Genomic DNA, 17465 nt, shown 5'->3' with positions numbered 1-17465 from the left:
ATTTTACTCAAGAGTGATTTTCATTTGATTGCCGCCTGTTCGGGCTTCCACCATCCCCGAATCGCTTTTCTGTGCTTTCAAACTACTGTCTCTTTCAGCGTATTAGTATAAAGTATTGTTTACAGTTTCACTATGTCTGGCTAGAAACATCTGCTATAGAGACGTTCTTCGCATTTCTTATAATATGTAGATATTATAGGGAATGATTCCATAATCGTCAAGCTGTGATTAGTCTTCTTTTGAATCCATTCTTTCAAGCTGAGTCGTGTCCACTTCATATTGCATCAAGTGATCCCAATCATCAGTGTTGATTAAATCAAGCTGAGCTTCGACCAACATTTTAAAACGGTTACGGAAAACTTTTGATTGCTTTTTCAAATCTTCAATCTCAAGGGCAATGCGGCGAGCTTTCGTCAATGCTTCATTTACGATACGGTCCGCATTTTTCTCAGCTTCTTTAACGATTAACTTTGCTTCTTTTTGAGAGTTTCGGCGTACTTCTTCTGCAGCTTCTTGTGCAACCACGATTGACTTCTGAAGTGTCATTTCGATAGTTGTGAAATGGCCAACTCGCTCACTTGACGACTTCAATTTCTCTTCCAATTCTTTTTTATCTTTGATTAGAAGTTCGAAATCTTTAATCACTTGGTCCAAAAATTCGTTGACCTCATCTTCGTTATAGCCTCGGAACCCACGACCAAACTCTTTGTTATGAATATCTAGTGGTGATAGCGGCATTTCAAAAATCTCCCCTTTACTAACTTACATCGTTTCCAACTATTATACCGTTCATTGTCGATGATGACATCAATAATTCGAATTTTCTTGAATATAATTCACGAATTTTGTTCAATTCGCCCTATTTGAAGTCGTATTTTGTCTTTCTTTGTACGTCCTTCAATCATTCCAATTCGTATTCTCCCATAGCCCCTGATCGAAAGCAAATCAGATTCATGCAATTCGAATGATGGTTGTTCGCGCACAGTCCAGTTCACCTTTACTTTACCACCATGGACAAGCATCGATGCTTTTTGTCTGGAGACATTAAAAAGAGAAGCGATGATTGTATCAATTCGCATTGAACTTACTGTATGTGTCTCTTCGACCCACACGTCCCTGTTTTCTAAATAGGCATGGTCAGGCTGCAGTTCTTCCAAATGAACTTTTGCCTTACCAATGGAAGTAAGATGCATCCGTACAAAATCGGCAACTTCCGAAGCAACTGCAAATTCAATTTGATTGTCATCCACTCGGATATCTCCAAATTTTGAGCGATCCAATCCTAATGACATAAGGGAACCTAATACATCGGGGTGTTCAATATTGATGAATTTCGAAGGATATTTAATAGAAAACATCGCAATGTCATAATCATCGTCAGTCGCAGTAAAGTATGAAGGAGCAATGAGCATCCGTTTTCTTTCTGCTTCAGGAAATTCACCAAAAGCAGTAGTTAACACATCTTCATTCTGACCAATAATTGCATGCACAATAAATTGCTGTCTTGGATCCAGGAAATCGGTCAACTTTGGGGCATACCGATCCTGCGTCTCTCGCAGCCATCCACTGACTTGTTCGATAAATGGTTGTTCATCTTTACGAAAATGTTGCAAAACTTGTTCCATCTTTGCTCTTCCTTTCAATGGTCAAAAAAAGCCCCACGAAAGTGAGGCAATCTGTTAGACAAGTCTACTTAAATATTCCAAGCCACCACGAGCGAGGTTTAATACTAGAATAGCGACAATTGGCGATACATCGATCATACCAAAAGGTGGGATAAAGCGTCTGAAAGGCTCTAAATACGGTTCACATATTCTTTCAAGGAAACGTCCGATACTCGATTCTTTCACACTCGGTACCCACGACATAAAAATATAGATAATAAGCAAAATCGAATATAATCCAATTGCTTCATTTAATAAATTGATTACAAAATCCATAAGAATTAATTACACCTCAATTATTGTATGTCATCATAAAAGTAGTCGGAAATGGCTCCAGCCACTTCTACGGTATCAGGTGCACACAAGAAAATATCGGTGCCAATACGCTGAATATCTCCGCCTAAAGCATACACGGTTCCACTTAAAAAATCCACAATGCGTATTCCCTGATCTTTATCTATTCGTTGTAGATTAACTACTACTGCTCGTTTATTTTTTAAATGCTCCGATATATCCTGCGCTTCCGCATAAACCCGTGGTTCAACAAGGATTACTTTTGAAGATTTCTGTAAGTTTTGGAGACTCACAATGTTAGGAGTTGAAGTCGATTCCGAATGCACAACTCTTCTTTCTTTTGTCGTTTTGCGAACAGTCGGTTGAGGCATTGATTGAGATTCTTTTCTGCGTTCATTCGTTGTTGGAATTTCTTCTTCTTCATCTAAGTAAAAAAAGTTTTTGAATTTATTCTTCATGCTCATGTAAGATCCTCACTTTCATCTCCGACTAGTGCTGTACCGATTCGTACATATGTGGCGCCTTCTTCGATCGCGATTTCAAAGTCATTAGACATGCCCATAGATAATTCCGTACAAGGTGCACGAGTATAGCCTTTACTGGCAATATTAACCTGCATGTCCTTGAGGGATTTAAATACGGAACGAATGACTTTTTCATCTGACGTATTTGGTGCCATTGTCATTAATCCAATGATGCGTATTTGATGATGGTCACTTAATGATTCAATGAATGGTTGGACATTCTGCAACTCAATTCCATGCTTTGCTTCTTCACCAGACACATTAACTTGAATAAAACAATCAATCTTTTGAGTTGCACGCTTTTGAATTTCATCCGCTAAACTCATTCGGTCCAATGAGTGCAAAACTTGAACACTGTTGATTACTTGTTTTACTTTGCGTGTTTGTAAGGAGCCGATATAATGCCAAATTGCGGGCGTTTTAATTTCAGCTTGTTTGGCCAACAAGCCTTCCGGGCGATTTTCACCAAGATGGTTGAGTCCTGCCAATATGGCTTCCTGCGTTCGCTCCACAGTAACTGACTTAGTTACTGCCACAATATGAACATCCTTGATAGAACGATTGACACGCGCACATGCTTGACTGATTTGCTGTTGTATTTGTTGAAGTTTCCGCTCAATTGGCATTTTTAGAAGTTCCTAACTATTAAGTATCGGTGTTATCTCATTATTGTACCAATCAAACGTTGAATATTCAATGTTTATCCGTGTTCAGAACCTTTCGTCTGAACGATAACCACGTCTTTTCCAATGACTTTAATATCGGATAATCTTATTACAGTTGTCGGTCGATTACCAGAGAACAATTCGAGCATCTTTTTCGGTTCTGCCAGGAAAAAGGATTCAATCGTTCCATTTTCTTTTGAAATTCTGGCATCATTGACAAAGCCAAGCATCCGTCCATCACTCGCCTCAATAAATTCTTTTTGTTGGATATCGGTAAATTTCAACGGTCATTCCCCCTTTTTACAGTTTATGTTCATAAACAAAAAATAAAGCTTTTATTCCGTAAAAGGAATAAAAGCTTGCAGACAGATGAAAAATCGAATTAATAACTTTTGCACTTGATGGAAAAAGAATGTGGTCGGATATTTCTTTCGCTTTCCGCGGACGAAACGCTAGCCTCCTCGGCTCGGCCTGCGGGGTCTAGCTTGTTCCGTTTTTTCCGCAGGAGTCTTCAGAAATAGCCGACCACCAGCTTACTGATATAGGTTGCAGAGACACGCAGACAGAAACTTTCTGATGATTGGAGTGGAGGCGGCGAAAACATACTGCTCCTGCGGTTACTCGTCGCAAATATATTGGCCATTTGCCAAAATATTTTCAGCGGGAACAGCACGAGCTGAAGGCACCGCAAGAAGCGAATTGTGCAATTGGAAGTTTGCACAATTCATTTGCGACGAAGCTAGCGAAGTGATGCAGGAGCAACGTTTTTTTGGAGACTGAAGCCGTGCCCGCGAAACGCGTCCGCCGAAATGGCAATCAAATTTTTTTGCTTTGGAACTTTATTCTTTGACTCATTTTAATGTCTACAATTTAAAAGCTTTTATTCCGTAAAAGGAATAAAAGCTCAGTGTTTCATCGATAATCGATGTTGTATTCTTCTTTAATGACGCGAATTGCATGTTTTTCCAGCCTTGAAATCTGAGCCTGGGAAATACCCAGTTCTTTAGCGATTTCAGTTTGGGTCTCACCGTAGTAATACCGTTTAGCCAATATTTTTTGCTCCCGGATGTCCAACTTGCTTATGCTTTCTTTCATGAAAACATATGTGGACCATGACTCTTCTGATACTTGCTCATCTTTTAACTGATCAAGCATAAAGACTGGGTCTCCCCCGTCGTGATAAATCGGCTCCTGTAACGAAATGGGTTCTTGAATGGCATCCAAAGCAAATAGAATATCTTCATGGGGAATGTCAATCATCTCAGACAGCTGCTGTAACGTAGGTTCATGCAAATGTTCTGCAATGTACTGCTCTTTTGCCTTCATTGACTTATACGCAATATCACGAAGAGACCTTGATACACGTACTGGATGATGATCACGCAAATGTCTTCTGATTTCACCGATTATCATTGGCACTGCATACGTTGAAAAACGCACATTGTGTTTTAAATCAAAGTTTTCAATTGATTTTATCAGGCCGATACAGCCCACTTGAAACAAGTCATCAGCTTGTTCTCCACGATAAGCAAAACGTTGGACCAAGCTGAGAACCAATCGTAAGTTCCCCATCACAAGCTCTTCTTTTGCTGTTTCATCTCCACTTTGGAACCTTATAAAAGTTTGTGTCATCACTTCGTTTGATAAAACAGGTAGCTTTGACGTATCTACACCGCATAATTCGACTTTTGTACGTACCATCGCTTTTTCCTCCGAACTGTTCAACACTGTGATTCTTATCAGTGTGTCCGCCTCGAAAGAAACTATGCGTTGTCAAATACGTCCAATTTCATCCATTAAGCTGTTGGTTGATTCAATTCTTCTCTCAGATCATGAATAATTTTCTTTTCTAATCGGGAAATATAAGACTGTGAAATTCCAAGCATATCTGCAACTTCTTTTTGTGTCATTTCTTCCTGACCATTTAATCCGAAACGGCATTCCATAATGTATTTCTCCCTTTTATCCAACAAGTCAATTGCCGAAAACATAAATTGTCGTTCAATCTTTTTCTCAACGTCTTCAGCGATAATATGTTCGTCCGTGCCTAAGATATCCGAAAGTAATAATTCATTACCATCTGCATCTGAGTTCAATGGTTCATCAAAAGAAACTTCAGATTTTAAGCGGCTTGTTTTGCGAAGATGCATCAGGATTTCATTTTCAATACAGCGTGATGCATATGTGGCGAGCTTAATTTTCTTTTCTGTGTTGAAAGTTTCAATCGCTTTAATAAGTCCTATGGAACCAATGCTGATTAGATCTTCAATATGGGTTCCTGTATTTTCAAAACGTCTTGCAATATATACGACAAGCCTTAAATTACGTTCGATCAACGTGTCACGAGCAGAAAGACTGCCATTCATAAATGCTTCAATGGTTTTTGCTTCTTCTTCACGATTCATTGGATGTGGTAGCGACTCACTACCGCCAATATAGTATGTTCCTTTACTGCGCCATTGACTCCAAAGCTCAATAAGTCTGTTCCAAATTTTCATTAACATAGCATTCGCCCTCCCATGATTAGCTGAATAATGTTGAAGCATGCAATATGACATCTGTTTGACGTGGAAAATGTTTGCTGTTTTTCGTCAATACGATGTAACACGGCGACAAGAATTGCTCTTTATTGGTTTTCAAACGGATATGATCCACTTTTATTCCGATTGCCCAAGTCGATTCGTTCTGAACGGTCTGGAGACGAATTAAACGCAATTGAGAGCGAAATGGTAAAGGGACATTTTTAAAATTTTCTGATGAACTTCCTTCAAAATCATGAAGATATTGCCACAAATCCATTGGAAGGTATGATTTCATTTTTTCAGCAGAAATAAAATGAACAGGATTGCCTGACAACGGTTCAATACATTGGTTGCCCGTGTCAGAATATGAGGTGAGTTGAAATTCTTGCTGAAACAGACGAATGGTGACTTGCCCAACATACGAATCTTTCAGGGCAGTCAGGTTGACGCGGAACCAATTTTTTCGGACCCCTGTTAAACTTAAAACTAGAACACTTCCTGCAACCAGCAAAACAACATACCAGGTGGCATTAGCTAGAAGTGGTTGAATAACTGTCAGCAAACCACCAGCAAATAATGCCCCTATTAAAGTATTAGTTGCAGCGAGTATCCAATTGGTGCGATTCATTCCAAAAGCAATTGTCGTCATAAAGACAAAGGTTGCAACGATTGAAAGGAAACTACCACCAAATAGGACAATACTTATTCCACCAATAAATGCACTGAGCCATAATCGCCAAGATTTTTGATGAAACGAACCCATTTTGTTTGAAAAGGAAAGTAATGAAAAATTAATGAGTGTATTAATCGTGATCAAGACTTCAGCATACATTTTCTCACCTCCTATAAATACGGTATCATTTGTCCCGTGCAAAACCTGTCAGTTCTTGTTCCTCTATTAAAAAAATCTACGACAAAAAAAGCCCAACTTAAGTAGCGATATAAGCTACTTAAGTTGGGCTTCTTTTGTTATGTCTAGTTACAAGCGCCAGCTCGCACTTCCGCTTCAAGGCATCATGCGAAAACAGGTTTTCGATTCGGACTTTCCATCGTCAGCGTCGAGCTAGATTAGCGCTTTTCACTTTTCTAAATTAGTTTCTTTTTTGACGATTACGCAAGAACGTTGGAATATCTAACGTATCTTCTTGATGTGAAGTTTGTTGCTCTCTTCTTGGTGCTTCTTGTTGGTAAGAAGGTGCTTCTTCACGTCTAGATTCACGAGTTGGAACATGTTGTGGTTGTTGTGGAGTTTGAGCTTGTTGGGCACGCCCTGCACCAAATCCACCGCTTCTTGTTGTACGATGAGTAATTTGTTCTTCGTTAAATCCAGTAGCAATTACTGTTACGATAATTTCATCTTTCAAATTATCATTGATTACAGAACCGAAGATCATATTAACATCTTCATCTGAAGCAGAAGCAACAATATCAGCTGCTTCTTGTACTTCGAATAAGCTTAGGTTCGAACCACCCGTGATATTCATCAAGACACCTTTTGCACCGTCAATTGACGTTTCAAGAAGTGGACTTGAAATAGCCTTCTTTGCAGCTTCTGCAGCACGGTTTTCACCAGAAGAAATACCGATACCCATAAGCGCTGAACCTTTGTTTGACATGATCGTTTTCACATCAGCAAAGTCTAAGTTAATCAATCCAGGTACAGCAATCAAATCCGAAATACCCTGAACACCTTGGCGAAGAACATTGTCCGCTTCACGGAATGCTTCTAACATCGGTGTGTTCTTGTCAACAATTTCAAGTAAACGGTCGTTTGGAATTACGATCAATGTATCAACTGCTTCTTTCATTGAACCAATACCGCCGATTGCTTGAGTCGAACGTTTACGACCTTCAAACGTGAATGGACGAGTAACAACACCAACCGTTAATGCGCCAATTTCACGAGCGATTTGAGCGATTACAGGTGCTGCACCTGTACCAGTTCCGCCACCCATACCAGCAGTCACGAAAACCATATCAGCTCCACGTAAAGCTTCTTCAATTTGTTCTTTGCTTTCTTCAGCAGCTTTTTTACCAACTTCAGGGTTAGCTCCAGCACCAAGCCCACGCGTTAATTTCGCGCCGATTTGTAACTTCACTTCTGCTTTTGATAAATTTAATGCTTGTGCATCTGTATTTACTGCAATAAATTCTACACCTTTAACCCCGTGTTCGATCATACGGTTTACAGCGTTATTTCCGCCACCACCGACACCAATTACTTTGATGACGGCAAGTTGGTCTACACTTGTATCAAACTCCAACATCGCATTTCCTCCTTCAATTACAATTAGTCTCTACATTTTTTTATTCGAAAAATTTATCGAGGAATTTGCGAGCTTTCCCCATAACACTTTCTTTGTCTTCTTCTTTTGTCTGCATTTGCTGTTTTTGTTTTTTTGGAGCCGGTGATTGTTGTTCAGGTTTTTTTGATTGGCCTAAAGCACTGTTACCACCGAACCGGTTAAAGAACTGATCTTCCTTATGAGCGTAACGTATTAACCCGACTGCTGTCGCGTAACCCGGCTCACGTACTCCGATATACTCAGGTGTGTACAGTCTTACGCGAGTTTGCAAAATGTGACGAGCCAGTTGTGATAGCCCTTCTAATTTTGCAACGCCACCTGTAATGACCACGCCACCTGGTAAATCCTGAAGACCCATGCGATAGAATTCTTCTAAGACTAATTCAAATAACTCTTCTAAACGAACGCCAATAATTTCCGAGATGTATCTCTGACTATATTGTTCTTTCATTTCTGCACCAATCACAGGAACTTCAAACAATTCATCGTCAGATGCATCATCATAAAAGGCATGTCCATATTGATGTTTAATTTTTTCCGCTTGTTCAGTCGGAGTTTTCAGGACAATAGATAAATCTTTTGTCAAATGATCCCCACCAACAGGCAATACAGATGTGTGTGTTAAATGACCATCTTGGAATACAGCAATCGTAGTTGAACCGCCACCAATATCAATGAATGCGGTACCATGATTTTTTTCATCTTCTGATAAAGCAAAATAGCCAGAAGCGAGCGGTTGTAAATAAATTTCACGGATTTGAAGACCCGCACGCTCCACACAACGTAAAACATTATGTAAAATCGTTTTCGATGTCGTCATCATGGTTCCATCCATTTCAAGACGGATGCCAATCATGCCGCGTGGATCTTTAATTTCATCCAGATGATCCACAATAAATTGTTTAGGCACTAAATTGACTAATTCTCTTTCAGGGGGAATTGACATTACTTGTGCCGAATCTATGACGCGATCCAAATCATCATCGGTAATTTCACGATTCTCACTATTAACTGCCACAACGCCTTTCACATGATGCAACATGGCTTGATTGGCAGGAATTCCTAATACTACTTCGTTTATAGACATTCCGATCATTCGTTCAGCTTGGTCAATTGCTTTTTTAATGGACTGCACGGTCGCATCAATATCGACAATTGCACCTTTTCTAATTCCATTTGATTTAACGTTCCCAACGCCAATGACGTTTAGGGAACCATTCGTCATCTCTCCAATAAGAACCTTAATTGATGAAGAACCTATATCAAGAGAAACATATAATTCTGTCTGATTCAATCCGTGGCACCTCCTTCAACAACTCTTTACTCATCATTCTATTGCATTCTATCAAGCTTGTCTAAGCAAAATCGTTAAAAGTTGTAAATTTTCCTTCTATTCGACTGTTTTTTAGTCAATAGTCCCTTTTCTTTCAGTCCACTTAGTCAATAACATACGGCGAATTACCGCTATATTCTGGAAAAGCCTAACTCCAAAAGCAAAAATAGCTGCCAAATACAAATCAACACCTAAATGTACCCCAAGAAAAGCAAGACCTGCAGCTAAGACAATATTGAAGAAAAATCCAGATACAAATACTTTATCGTCATAGACATGTTGAAGTTGGGCACGTATTCCTCCAAACAAAGTATCCAGCGCCGCTAAAACTGCTATGGATAAATAGTTTTCATACACCGAAGGGATTTGAATATCCGTTAGTAATCCTAGTGATATTCCCAAGATTAATCCTAGTAATGGTAGCCACATATGTTAGTCCCCTTTCGATGTATTTTTCAAATAATTGTTTTCAATCTGCTGATCATAAGCGGGAATGCTTATTTGATCTTTTGGTTCCTCTATTGTCAATGTTAGGTTATCGATGAAAAAGTCATCTGCAATCATTGAAGATTGAAGATGGTTGTAAAGCTTTTCAGCATCCTCCATTGTCTCGGTTCCAATTCTGATGTTAAATGGTGGCTTTCGGACATTTAAACTATTAACCGTCGTCTGTCCATTTATATCTCTGATTGGGGAGGAATGAATAATTCTTTTCCCATCGATTGAAACATCATGTCCGTTAAAACGATTAATTTCATTGAGCAACCGAACTAGTAAATCGGGTGAGATTCCAGAAACAGTTTCACCAAGTGCAATCCCTTCCAATGAAGGTTCAATCATTAGTTCCAGTCCAGGACCTGTCACTATAGTCAATCCTGCTTTTTCCCTTAATGTTTCAAGGGTTTCATTTAAAGCTTGCGCAGGACTTTCCGACTGCAGATTTTCGTACTTAGTAATGGTTTCATTAACCTCTCTAATATCCGACAAAAGTTCTGAGTGCAATTGTTTTTCCGCAGAAAGCTCTTGTCTGATTTCCCAAATATCTCGGGTATCCCGTGATTCTGGTTTTTGAACCGTATTGTATTGTACCGCAACCATAAAGCCTACAATTAATAAGATAAACGTGAAGCGGACATAAACGCCTTGTTTCATCGAACCGCTCCTTCCTTTCGCGTGGAGATGTTGACAATGCTTGTCCATACCCTGGGAAAAGCGCAGCGTCAGACTAAAATGGCGCTTTTACTTTTCTTATAGCGATGGCATTTCTAATTTTGATTTTTCTTCGATTGTTACTACAATATTATCGTTGACGAGTTGATCCAACACGCCACCTGTTAATTTAAGCGATGGTAATAATACGGATGGATCACCAATTGCTTCAATGACAAATGGAGCAGGGAATTGTTTACCATCAATCGTAATGACTGGCCCATTGCATTTTATGTACGAGTTGGCTTGTAAGCGTTGGCCATTGATGGCAATGGCTTGAGCTCCGGATATTTTCAATTCATTCAGTACTTGGAATACATGACTTTCATGAACAATATAATCATTTGGATTGACAGACGCCGGATCGTATTCTGCATCTTCCAATTGAACTTTGACCCCTTCACCAGTAGACGGTAGTACGCCAAGCAGTAAGCGTAAATCTTCTGCTTCTTGAATCAGACTCTCGTATTGCTCTTCGCTTCCTGACAGAGACTTTTCAATCTCTCGGACTTGTTGTTGTCTCGCCACTAATTCTGTTTCCAACTCTTTGTTTCGTTCTTTCTGCTGAATTAGATCTTCTCGGTAGCGTTCTTCCTGTTCGAAAAATTTGCTGCTGGTTGGTTCTCCGCTCATTTTCTTACTGCTCGATAAACTGTAAGAGTAGGCTAACATAAAGCCCAAAACGAGGCACACTATCGAAAAAATGATGCGTTTGTTCACAACCGACCGATTAGGTTTATTCTGAAGTTTCTTCAACTTCCTCCTCCTCCTTAGGTTGCGGATTATACATATCTACATAAGTCTGAAAAAATGAACCCACTTCAATGTCTATGACACCTTTTTCAGATTCTCCGATTTGCGCAATGATGGAGGGATAATAATTCATCTTATCAGCAAAAGACGGAATAACTGCCCTGATTTCAAACCCATCATTCATAAATAATCGAATTCTGTATGGATCTGCTTTAGACGGTACAGATTCAATTTGTGAAATCATGGATAGCACTTCACCTTTTAATTTAGCAAGTTCCTTAACCATACGCTTCAGTGCTTTCGGATTTTCAAAAGAACTTAAAACAGGTGCATCAACAGGTGCTGTTTTTTGTGAAGAATGATAGATTGTCCCATTTTCAAGCACCAGGTCAAAGCCTCCTTCTGAGTGAACGTAGGCAGCTTTTTTCCATTCTGTTACTTCAATTGTTACAGAAGTTAATCCAGTTCTCTTAACCGTCACATCTTGAAGCCATTCATTTTTAAGTAAAACTTTTTCGGCATTGCTTGTCCGGATTTCCCACATGGATTGTCCTTCTTGAATACCACTTCGTTCAATATATTCGTCGCTGGTCGCCAAGTTAGCTCCTTTTACGACAATACTTTGAACATGACTATAAGGAGATTGAAAGTAGAGGAGACCAAGTAAAGCAAATAGGAAAATGACGAGCAATAACGTGAACTTGCGGTTTGTTCTCTTTTTTCTGCGCTCTCTCAGCGTTGGTATACGATCTTCAATATCGATGATTTTATCCACGTTATTCACTCCTTTCCTAATCTATCAATCTTTTGAAAATCGAAGAATGAGCCCGACAATGAGCCAGGTTGAAAGTAAAGACGAGCCACCATAACTAATGAATGGCAATGTTACTCCCGTAACAGGAAATAAGCCAATGACAACGCCAATATTTAAAAATATCTGGAAACCAATCATGGATTGAATCCCTGCAATTGCATAAAAACCTACTTTGGTTGGTGCTAAAACAGCTAATCGATAACCTGTGTACAAGAACAGACAAAATAATCCTATCAATAAAAAAGCACCGATAAAGCCCATTTCTTCTACGATAATTGAGAAAATGAAGTCATTTTGAGGTTCAGGCAAATAAAGAAACTTTTGTCGACTGTGACCGAAGCCATGTCCAAACAGGCCGGACGGACCAATTGCCATTAGGGATTGCGTCCCTTGAAATCCACTGTTCAATGCATCTTCCCATGGATCCAGGAAGGCATAAATCCTTTTTAAACGGTAAGGAGCCGAAATGATTAAGCCAGCAAGAGCCAATACTCCAATTGAACCAATGCCGACAAAGAAGCGTACCGGAAATCCGGCGATAAACAACAGAGAAAAACCACCTACAATTAATAGAAAAGCGGAACCGAAGTCCGGCTGGACCATTATGATACCAGCTGGAACCAAACAAACCAGAATCGGCTGGACATATCTTCTTTTGAGACCAGTTGACTTTTGTGCCAACATGCAGGCAAGAAATCCGATGACAGAAATTTTTACGAATTCAGCAGGCTGCAGGCTAAAACCTGCAATTTGAATCCAGCTTTGTGATCCGTTCCTGACAATTCCAAGGCCTGGAATATAGACAGAGAAAAGCAGGAGAATGGACAGAATGTAAGCAAGCTTCCAAAACTTGCGATTGGTTAGGAATGTCATTTTCGACATAGCCAAAGCGCACAACATACCTAGCGTTCCATACATTGCTTGTTTCCAGAAGAATGGCAAACTGTCCTCGTAATGAATTTTTCCCCAGTAAGAGCCAGCAGAGTATACAAAAAAGTATCCAATGACCGTTAATAGTAAACTAGTAAACAGAAAAACATTAGTCGGTTTATTCTGCAGTTTTGGCATCCCTTCATCTGTTATTCTTATTAGTTAATTTGAAAGACTGCTTCTATAAAATCGTCTCCACGCAACTCAAAGTTTGCATATTGATCCCAGCTTGCACAAGATGGTGAAAGTAGAATCACATCATTTGGTTGAGACAATTTGGTTGCGACTTTAACGGCTTGTTGAATATTTTCTACTTTTTCCAAACCTTCAACACCGCATGATTTGGCAAATTCGATGAGACGATCAGCGGTTTCTCCAAATGAAACAATTGCTTTCACGTTCCCCATATAGTTACGCATTTCTTCAAATGAATGTCCGCGATCCAAACCACCGGCAATTAAAATAATTGGTTCATTGAATGCCGCAAGTGCACTCTTAGTTGCTAGTGTATTTGTAGCTTTAGAATCGTTAAAGAATTTGCGTTGCTTCCATTCACGTACAAACTGCGTACGATGTTTTACTCCAGTAAAGGACGTCAAAACATGCTCAATTGTTTCTTTCGGACATGACATCAATATGGAAGTAGCAACGGCAGCCAAAATGTTCTCAAGATTATGTTCTCCCGGTAAAGCAATGGATTTTCTTGCAAGGAATGGTTCACCGAGCCAATAAATCCGCTCAGCATCTGCACTGATTCCTTGTTGTTTACGTCCTTTAGTCGAAAACGGCAAAAGTTTTGCATTCGTTTTGCTTGCATAGTTAACCACTGCTGGTTGATCTGCATTGTAGATGAAAATATCTTCAGACTTCTGGTTTTTGGTGACTGCAAATTTTGCATCCCCATACTCTTCGAATGATCCATGATAGTCTAGATGTGCCTCATACAAGTTTGTAAGAATCGAGATTTTAGGTCTAAATTGATTAATCCCCATTAATTGGAATGATGATAATTCCGTGACAATGACCTGGTCCTTTTGTGCTTCTTGAGCAACTGAACATGCTACCGTTCCGATATTACCTGCAATCAGTGGTTTTTGACCACCTTGATTAAGCATATGGAAAAGTAAAGTTGTGGTTGTTGTTTTACCATTTGAACCGGTAATTCCTATAAATGGAGCCTCGCTGATTAAATAGGCCAGCTCTATTTCTGTCCAAACCGGTATTCCCCGGGAAATGGCGTCACTGACAATTGGGTTCCGATAAGGAATACCAGGATTTTTAATTACGTATTCGAATCCTTCATCTAACAAATCCTCAGGGTGTCTTCCACAAATTACCGTGATCCCTTTGCTCAATAAATTCTGTGCATCCGGACTTTCTTCAAAGGGTTTAGCGTCGTTAACGGTAACAAACGCACCTAATTGGTGCAGAAGCTCCGCAGCAGCTACACCACTTTTTGCAAGACCGAGCACAAGTACTTTTTTAGATGTAAATTGTGTAATGTTTTTCATTTATAATACCTCCAACATAACGACGATAAAGGCTGCGAGGAATGCTGTAGACCAAAAAACCACGACAACTTTCCATTCAGACCAACCCGATAATTCGAAATGGTGATGAAGTGGACTCATTTTAAATATCCGTTTACCAGTTGTCTTAAAACTGATGACTTGCAAAATAACAGAAAGTGTCTCTGCAACGAAAATGATTCCCACAAGCAACAGCAAAAGTTCTTGCTTAACCAAAATCGAAACCATCGCAAGAGCTCCCCCAAGTGCCAGAGAACCTGTATCCCCCATAAATAGTTTAGCGGGATTTGCATTAAAAATTAAGAAGCCTAGCAGTGCGCCAGTTATGGCAAATGCAAAAATCGCAATATCTTGTTGATTGTAATACATCGCCAATACGCCAAATGTCGTAAACGCGATTGAGGCTGTTCCTGAAACCAAACCATCCAATCCGTCGGTCAAATTGACTGCATTGGAAAAGCCTACCAGCCAGAAAACCATGAACAATACATAAGCGATGCCAAGATCCATCGACCAGTCTGTAAAAGGAACACCGACAGTCGTTTCAAATGGACCTTGCTTAATCAAGAAGAACGAAGCAACCGCAATAACAATTTGCCCAATCAGCTTTTGTCTTGACGTTAAGCCTAAATTTCTTTTTAACACAACTTTAATAAAATCATCCAAAAAGCCAATGAGTCCAAAACCAACAAACACGATAACTAATACAATCGTTTGCGTGGTCAGCATTTCCAAATAAAAAGCAACGCCTAATGTTGTGAGGACAATGGAAACAATAAATACAAGTCCTCCCATAGTAGGTGTACCTGCTTTTTTCATATGGGATTGAGGACCTTCCTCACGGATACTTTGACCAAACTTCATCCGCTTCAGTGCCGGGATGAAAAGTGGTGTCAATAATACCGTAAGGAAAAAGCCTATCCCTACAATCATAAGTGTTGTTGCGAGTGTCATATGTATTCTCCTTCAAATAAACGATGTTTGTCGTTATTACTATTATTCACCTAAGTATAAATGAATTGTGCCGTCTAAAGACAATAAACTATCTGCTTTTGGAAGTTGAGATATGATTTTATTTCCTGTCCCGTGCCATTCAATTCTGAAAGGCTCTTCCATTTTCACAACTTTCTTTTTGTCGAGACCCACAAGTTCAGGAACATGCTGTTGTAATGCATCACCCCAGCGATACTCTTTTGCAAGTTGATCTTTGCTGTGTTTAAAACCAATAAATGGTGCACTATCTTCAATGATTTGCCCGACAATCGGCGCAGCAATGACTCCTCCGAACTGTAAAACATGTTTCGGATTATCGATTGCTACATATACCACGATTTCAGGGTCATTAGCAGGTGCAAAACCAATAAATGAAACAATGTATTGCCCTTCTACATAACGGCCATTCACAGCCTTCTGAGCAGTACCTGTTTTCCCTCCAATGCGCATCGTATCGCGGAACGCATTTCGACCTGAACCATTGGCCACGACTGATTCCAATGCTTCGCGAACTTGTTTGGATGTTTCTTCACTAATAACTTGCCTTACTATTGTCGGTTTATTTTCTTTTAGTATTTCATTGGTTTGTTCATTGTAGATTCGTTTCACAACATACGGTTGGAACAGAGTACCGCCATTGACAGCTGCGGATACTGCCTGAACTTGTTGAATGGGTGTAACAGAAATTCCTTGCCCAAAAGAGGTGGTTGCGTGCTCAACTGGCCCGTAAGCTTCCTCTGAAAACAAAATTCCTGTGGATTCTCCAGCGATCGAGGACCCTGTTTTTTTCCCAAAACCAAAATTTCGTATGTAAGCAGAAAGTTTCTCACGTCCAACGCGTTGACCAAGTTCAATAAATCCTGGGTTACAAGAGTTTTCAACCACTTCCAAAAAAGTCTGTTGTTTATGTCCTTCTCTTTTCCAGCACCGCAATCTTGCGCCTTCCACCAATGAATAACCTGGATCATAAAAGGATTCTTTGTGCAAATCCACTTTTCCTTCTTCAAGCGCAGCAGCAAGCGTAATGATTTTAAATGTTGAACCAGGCTCAAAAGTCATTGAGACCGGCAAGTTTTGATTATATACGCTTGGGCTCACTTTGTCATATTGTAAAGGATGGAAAGTCGGAAACGAAGCTAACCCCAATAGTTCCCCTGTTTTGGGATTCATGGCAATGCCCATTGCCTGATCTGCATCGTATTTCTTTACTGCTTGTGAAAGTTCACGTTCCATTACCTGCTGCACATCTAAATCGATTGTCAGGTCGACTGTTGAACCGTCCTCTCCTTTTCCCCATTCATCATTCACATGGGGCAAGGATTGGCCCTTGGCGTCGGTAAATAATCTTAGAGTTGATTCAGTAGATGTCAGAAATTCATTGTATTGATATTCGATTCCTGCCAAACCTTCGTGATCGTAACCAGTGAACCCAAGAAGGCGCGACAATAGTTCATCATGGGGATAATCACGTACATAGTCAACCCCGGTGTATAAACCAGGGATTTTTAAGGACTGAATCTCAATTGCTTTACCGAGCTCAATATTCTTACCTGCTGGCGCCAGTTTGATCAGAAATGTTTTTTTACTCATCTGCTCAACCAGTTTCTTTTCGTCAATGTTTAAAGCTTTGCTCAGTTTTGCAGCGGCAGTTTCAACATCTTCATTTTGAGCGGGCATAAAATAGAGCGTCGGTGCTAGCTTGCTTCCTACAATTAATTCACCATCACGGTCGCGAATATTACCTCTTGTCTGTGAAAATGGAATTTCACGATCCCAATTCTCTTCAGCTTTTTCTGTAAGCCATTCATATTGAAAAAACTGCATGTAAATCAATTTCCCCAATGATGCAATACTTAAGCAAAAAAAGAGAAGAACCATTGTCCGAACTCTGATTTTCAATTGATGAGGCACTCCAGCCTTCATTTAAAC

At 39.8% G+C, this 17465-nt stretch carries 19 protein-coding genes and 1 other annotated feature (1 of these 20 only partly in view); all 19 genes read right to left on the bottom strand.

Features of this window, described 5'->3' with window-relative positions:
* Nucleotides 1-107, bottom strand: a binding site (T-box leader); it reaches 117 nt to the left of the window's first position.
* A gap of 121 nt (nt 108-228) precedes the next feature.
* Nucleotides 229-738, bottom strand: coding sequence for a DivIVA domain-containing protein (locus tag ACQKEV_RS06300; RefSeq protein WP_016427756.1), 510 nt, complete (start codon nt 736-738; stop codon nt 229-231).
* 98 nt (nt 739-836) lie between these two features.
* The gene (locus tag ACQKEV_RS06295; protein WP_427444459.1) at nt 837-1625 is read right to left on the bottom strand and encodes an RNA-binding protein; all 789 of its coding nucleotides are present in this window, start codon (nt 1623-1625) and stop codon (nt 837-839) included.
* Between the two features lie 54 nt (nt 1626-1679).
* Nucleotides 1680-1940, bottom strand: coding sequence for a YggT family protein (locus ACQKEV_RS06290; RefSeq protein WP_427444456.1), 261 nt, complete (start codon nt 1938-1940; stop codon nt 1680-1682).
* A gap of 20 nt (nt 1941-1960) precedes the next feature.
* Complete coding sequence (locus tag ACQKEV_RS06285) at nt 1961-2422, bottom strand: cell division protein SepF (protein WP_427444453.1); 462 nt, start codon at nt 2420-2422, stop codon at nt 1961-1963.
* A complete protein-coding gene (locus ACQKEV_RS06280; protein WP_427444450.1) occupies nt 2419-3108 on the bottom strand; it encodes a YggS family pyridoxal phosphate-dependent enzyme in 690 nt (229 codons plus the stop codon). Before ACQKEV_RS06280 ends, ACQKEV_RS06285 begins: the two co-directional genes overlap by 4 nt.
* A gap of 74 nt (nt 3109-3182) precedes the next feature.
* Nucleotides 3183-3431 (bottom strand): YlmC/YmxH family sporulation protein, encoded by a 249-nt coding sequence (locus ACQKEV_RS06275; protein ID WP_427444447.1) that lies wholly within the window; start codon nt 3429-3431, stop codon nt 3183-3185.
* Nucleotides 3432-4059: 628 nt separating this feature from the next.
* Nucleotides 4060-4848 carry an RNA polymerase sporulation sigma factor SigG gene (gene sigG / locus ACQKEV_RS06270; RefSeq protein WP_427444445.1) on the bottom strand — a complete coding sequence of 263 codons (789 nt, stop codon included), beginning with the start codon at nt 4846-4848 and terminating at the stop codon, nt 4060-4062.
* Between the two features lie 95 nt (nt 4849-4943).
* Nucleotides 4944-5651: an RNA polymerase sporulation sigma factor SigE gene (gene sigE, locus ACQKEV_RS06265; RefSeq protein ID WP_427444443.1), complete on the bottom strand. Its 708-nt coding sequence runs from the start codon at nt 5649-5651 to the stop codon at nt 4944-4946.
* Nucleotides 5652-5670: 19 nt separating this feature from the next.
* Nucleotides 5671-6501 carry a sigma-E processing peptidase SpoIIGA gene (locus tag ACQKEV_RS06260; RefSeq protein ID WP_427444441.1) on the bottom strand — a complete coding sequence of 277 codons (831 nt, stop codon included), beginning with the start codon at nt 6499-6501 and terminating at the stop codon, nt 5671-5673.
* 259 nt (nt 6502-6760) lie between these two features.
* Nucleotides 6761-7936, bottom strand: coding sequence for a cell division protein FtsZ (ftsZ, locus tag ACQKEV_RS06255; protein WP_427444439.1), 1176 nt, complete (start codon nt 7934-7936; stop codon nt 6761-6763).
* Nucleotides 7937-7976: 40 nt separating this feature from the next.
* On the bottom strand, nt 7977-9269 hold the full coding sequence (ftsA, locus tag ACQKEV_RS06250; RefSeq protein WP_427444437.1) for a cell division protein FtsA: 1293 nt from the start codon (nt 9267-9269) through the stop codon (nt 7977-7979).
* A gap of 111 nt (nt 9270-9380) precedes the next feature.
* Nucleotides 9381-9737 carry a small basic family protein gene (locus tag ACQKEV_RS06245; protein ID WP_427444435.1) on the bottom strand — a complete coding sequence of 119 codons (357 nt, stop codon included), beginning with the start codon at nt 9735-9737 and terminating at the stop codon, nt 9381-9383.
* 3 nt (nt 9738-9740) lie between these two features.
* Nucleotides 9741-10460: a DUF881 domain-containing protein gene (locus ACQKEV_RS06240; protein WP_427444432.1), complete on the bottom strand. Its 720-nt coding sequence runs from the start codon at nt 10458-10460 to the stop codon at nt 9741-9743.
* Nucleotides 10461-10556: 96 nt separating this feature from the next.
* Nucleotides 10557-11273 (bottom strand): DUF881 domain-containing protein, encoded by a 717-nt coding sequence (locus ACQKEV_RS06235; RefSeq protein ID WP_427444429.1) that lies wholly within the window; start codon nt 11271-11273, stop codon nt 10557-10559.
* On the bottom strand, nt 11254-12045 hold the full coding sequence (locus ACQKEV_RS06230; protein WP_427444426.1) for a cell division protein FtsQ/DivIB: 792 nt from the start codon (nt 12043-12045) through the stop codon (nt 11254-11256). Before ACQKEV_RS06230 ends, ACQKEV_RS06235 begins: the two co-directional genes overlap by 20 nt.
* A gap of 24 nt (nt 12046-12069) precedes the next feature.
* Nucleotides 12070-13152, bottom strand: coding sequence for a putative lipid II flippase FtsW (ftsW, locus tag ACQKEV_RS06225; RefSeq protein WP_427444424.1), 1083 nt, complete (start codon nt 13150-13152; stop codon nt 12070-12072).
* Nucleotides 13153-13172: 20 nt separating this feature from the next.
* Nucleotides 13173-14525 carry a UDP-N-acetylmuramoyl-L-alanine--D-glutamate ligase gene (gene murD, locus ACQKEV_RS06220; RefSeq protein WP_427444421.1) on the bottom strand — a complete coding sequence of 451 codons (1353 nt, stop codon included), beginning with the start codon at nt 14523-14525 and terminating at the stop codon, nt 13173-13175.
* Nucleotides 14526-15497, bottom strand: coding sequence for a phospho-N-acetylmuramoyl-pentapeptide-transferase (gene mraY / locus ACQKEV_RS06215; protein WP_427444418.1), 972 nt, complete (start codon nt 15495-15497; stop codon nt 14526-14528). It abuts the gene before it with no gap.
* Between the two features lie 42 nt (nt 15498-15539).
* Nucleotides 15540-17459 carry a penicillin-binding transpeptidase domain-containing protein gene (locus ACQKEV_RS06210; protein ID WP_427444415.1) on the bottom strand — a complete coding sequence of 640 codons (1920 nt, stop codon included), beginning with the start codon at nt 17457-17459 and terminating at the stop codon, nt 15540-15542.
* Nucleotides 17460-17465 lie beyond the last annotated feature (6 nt).

Source organism: Paenisporosarcina sp. NPDC076907 (assembly GCF_050269735.1).
Taxonomy (GTDB): Bacteria; Bacillota; Bacilli; order Bacillales_A; family Planococcaceae; genus Paenisporosarcina.
Note: the sequence above shows the minus strand (reverse complement) of the source record. Positions and strands in the feature narration are given on the sequence as shown.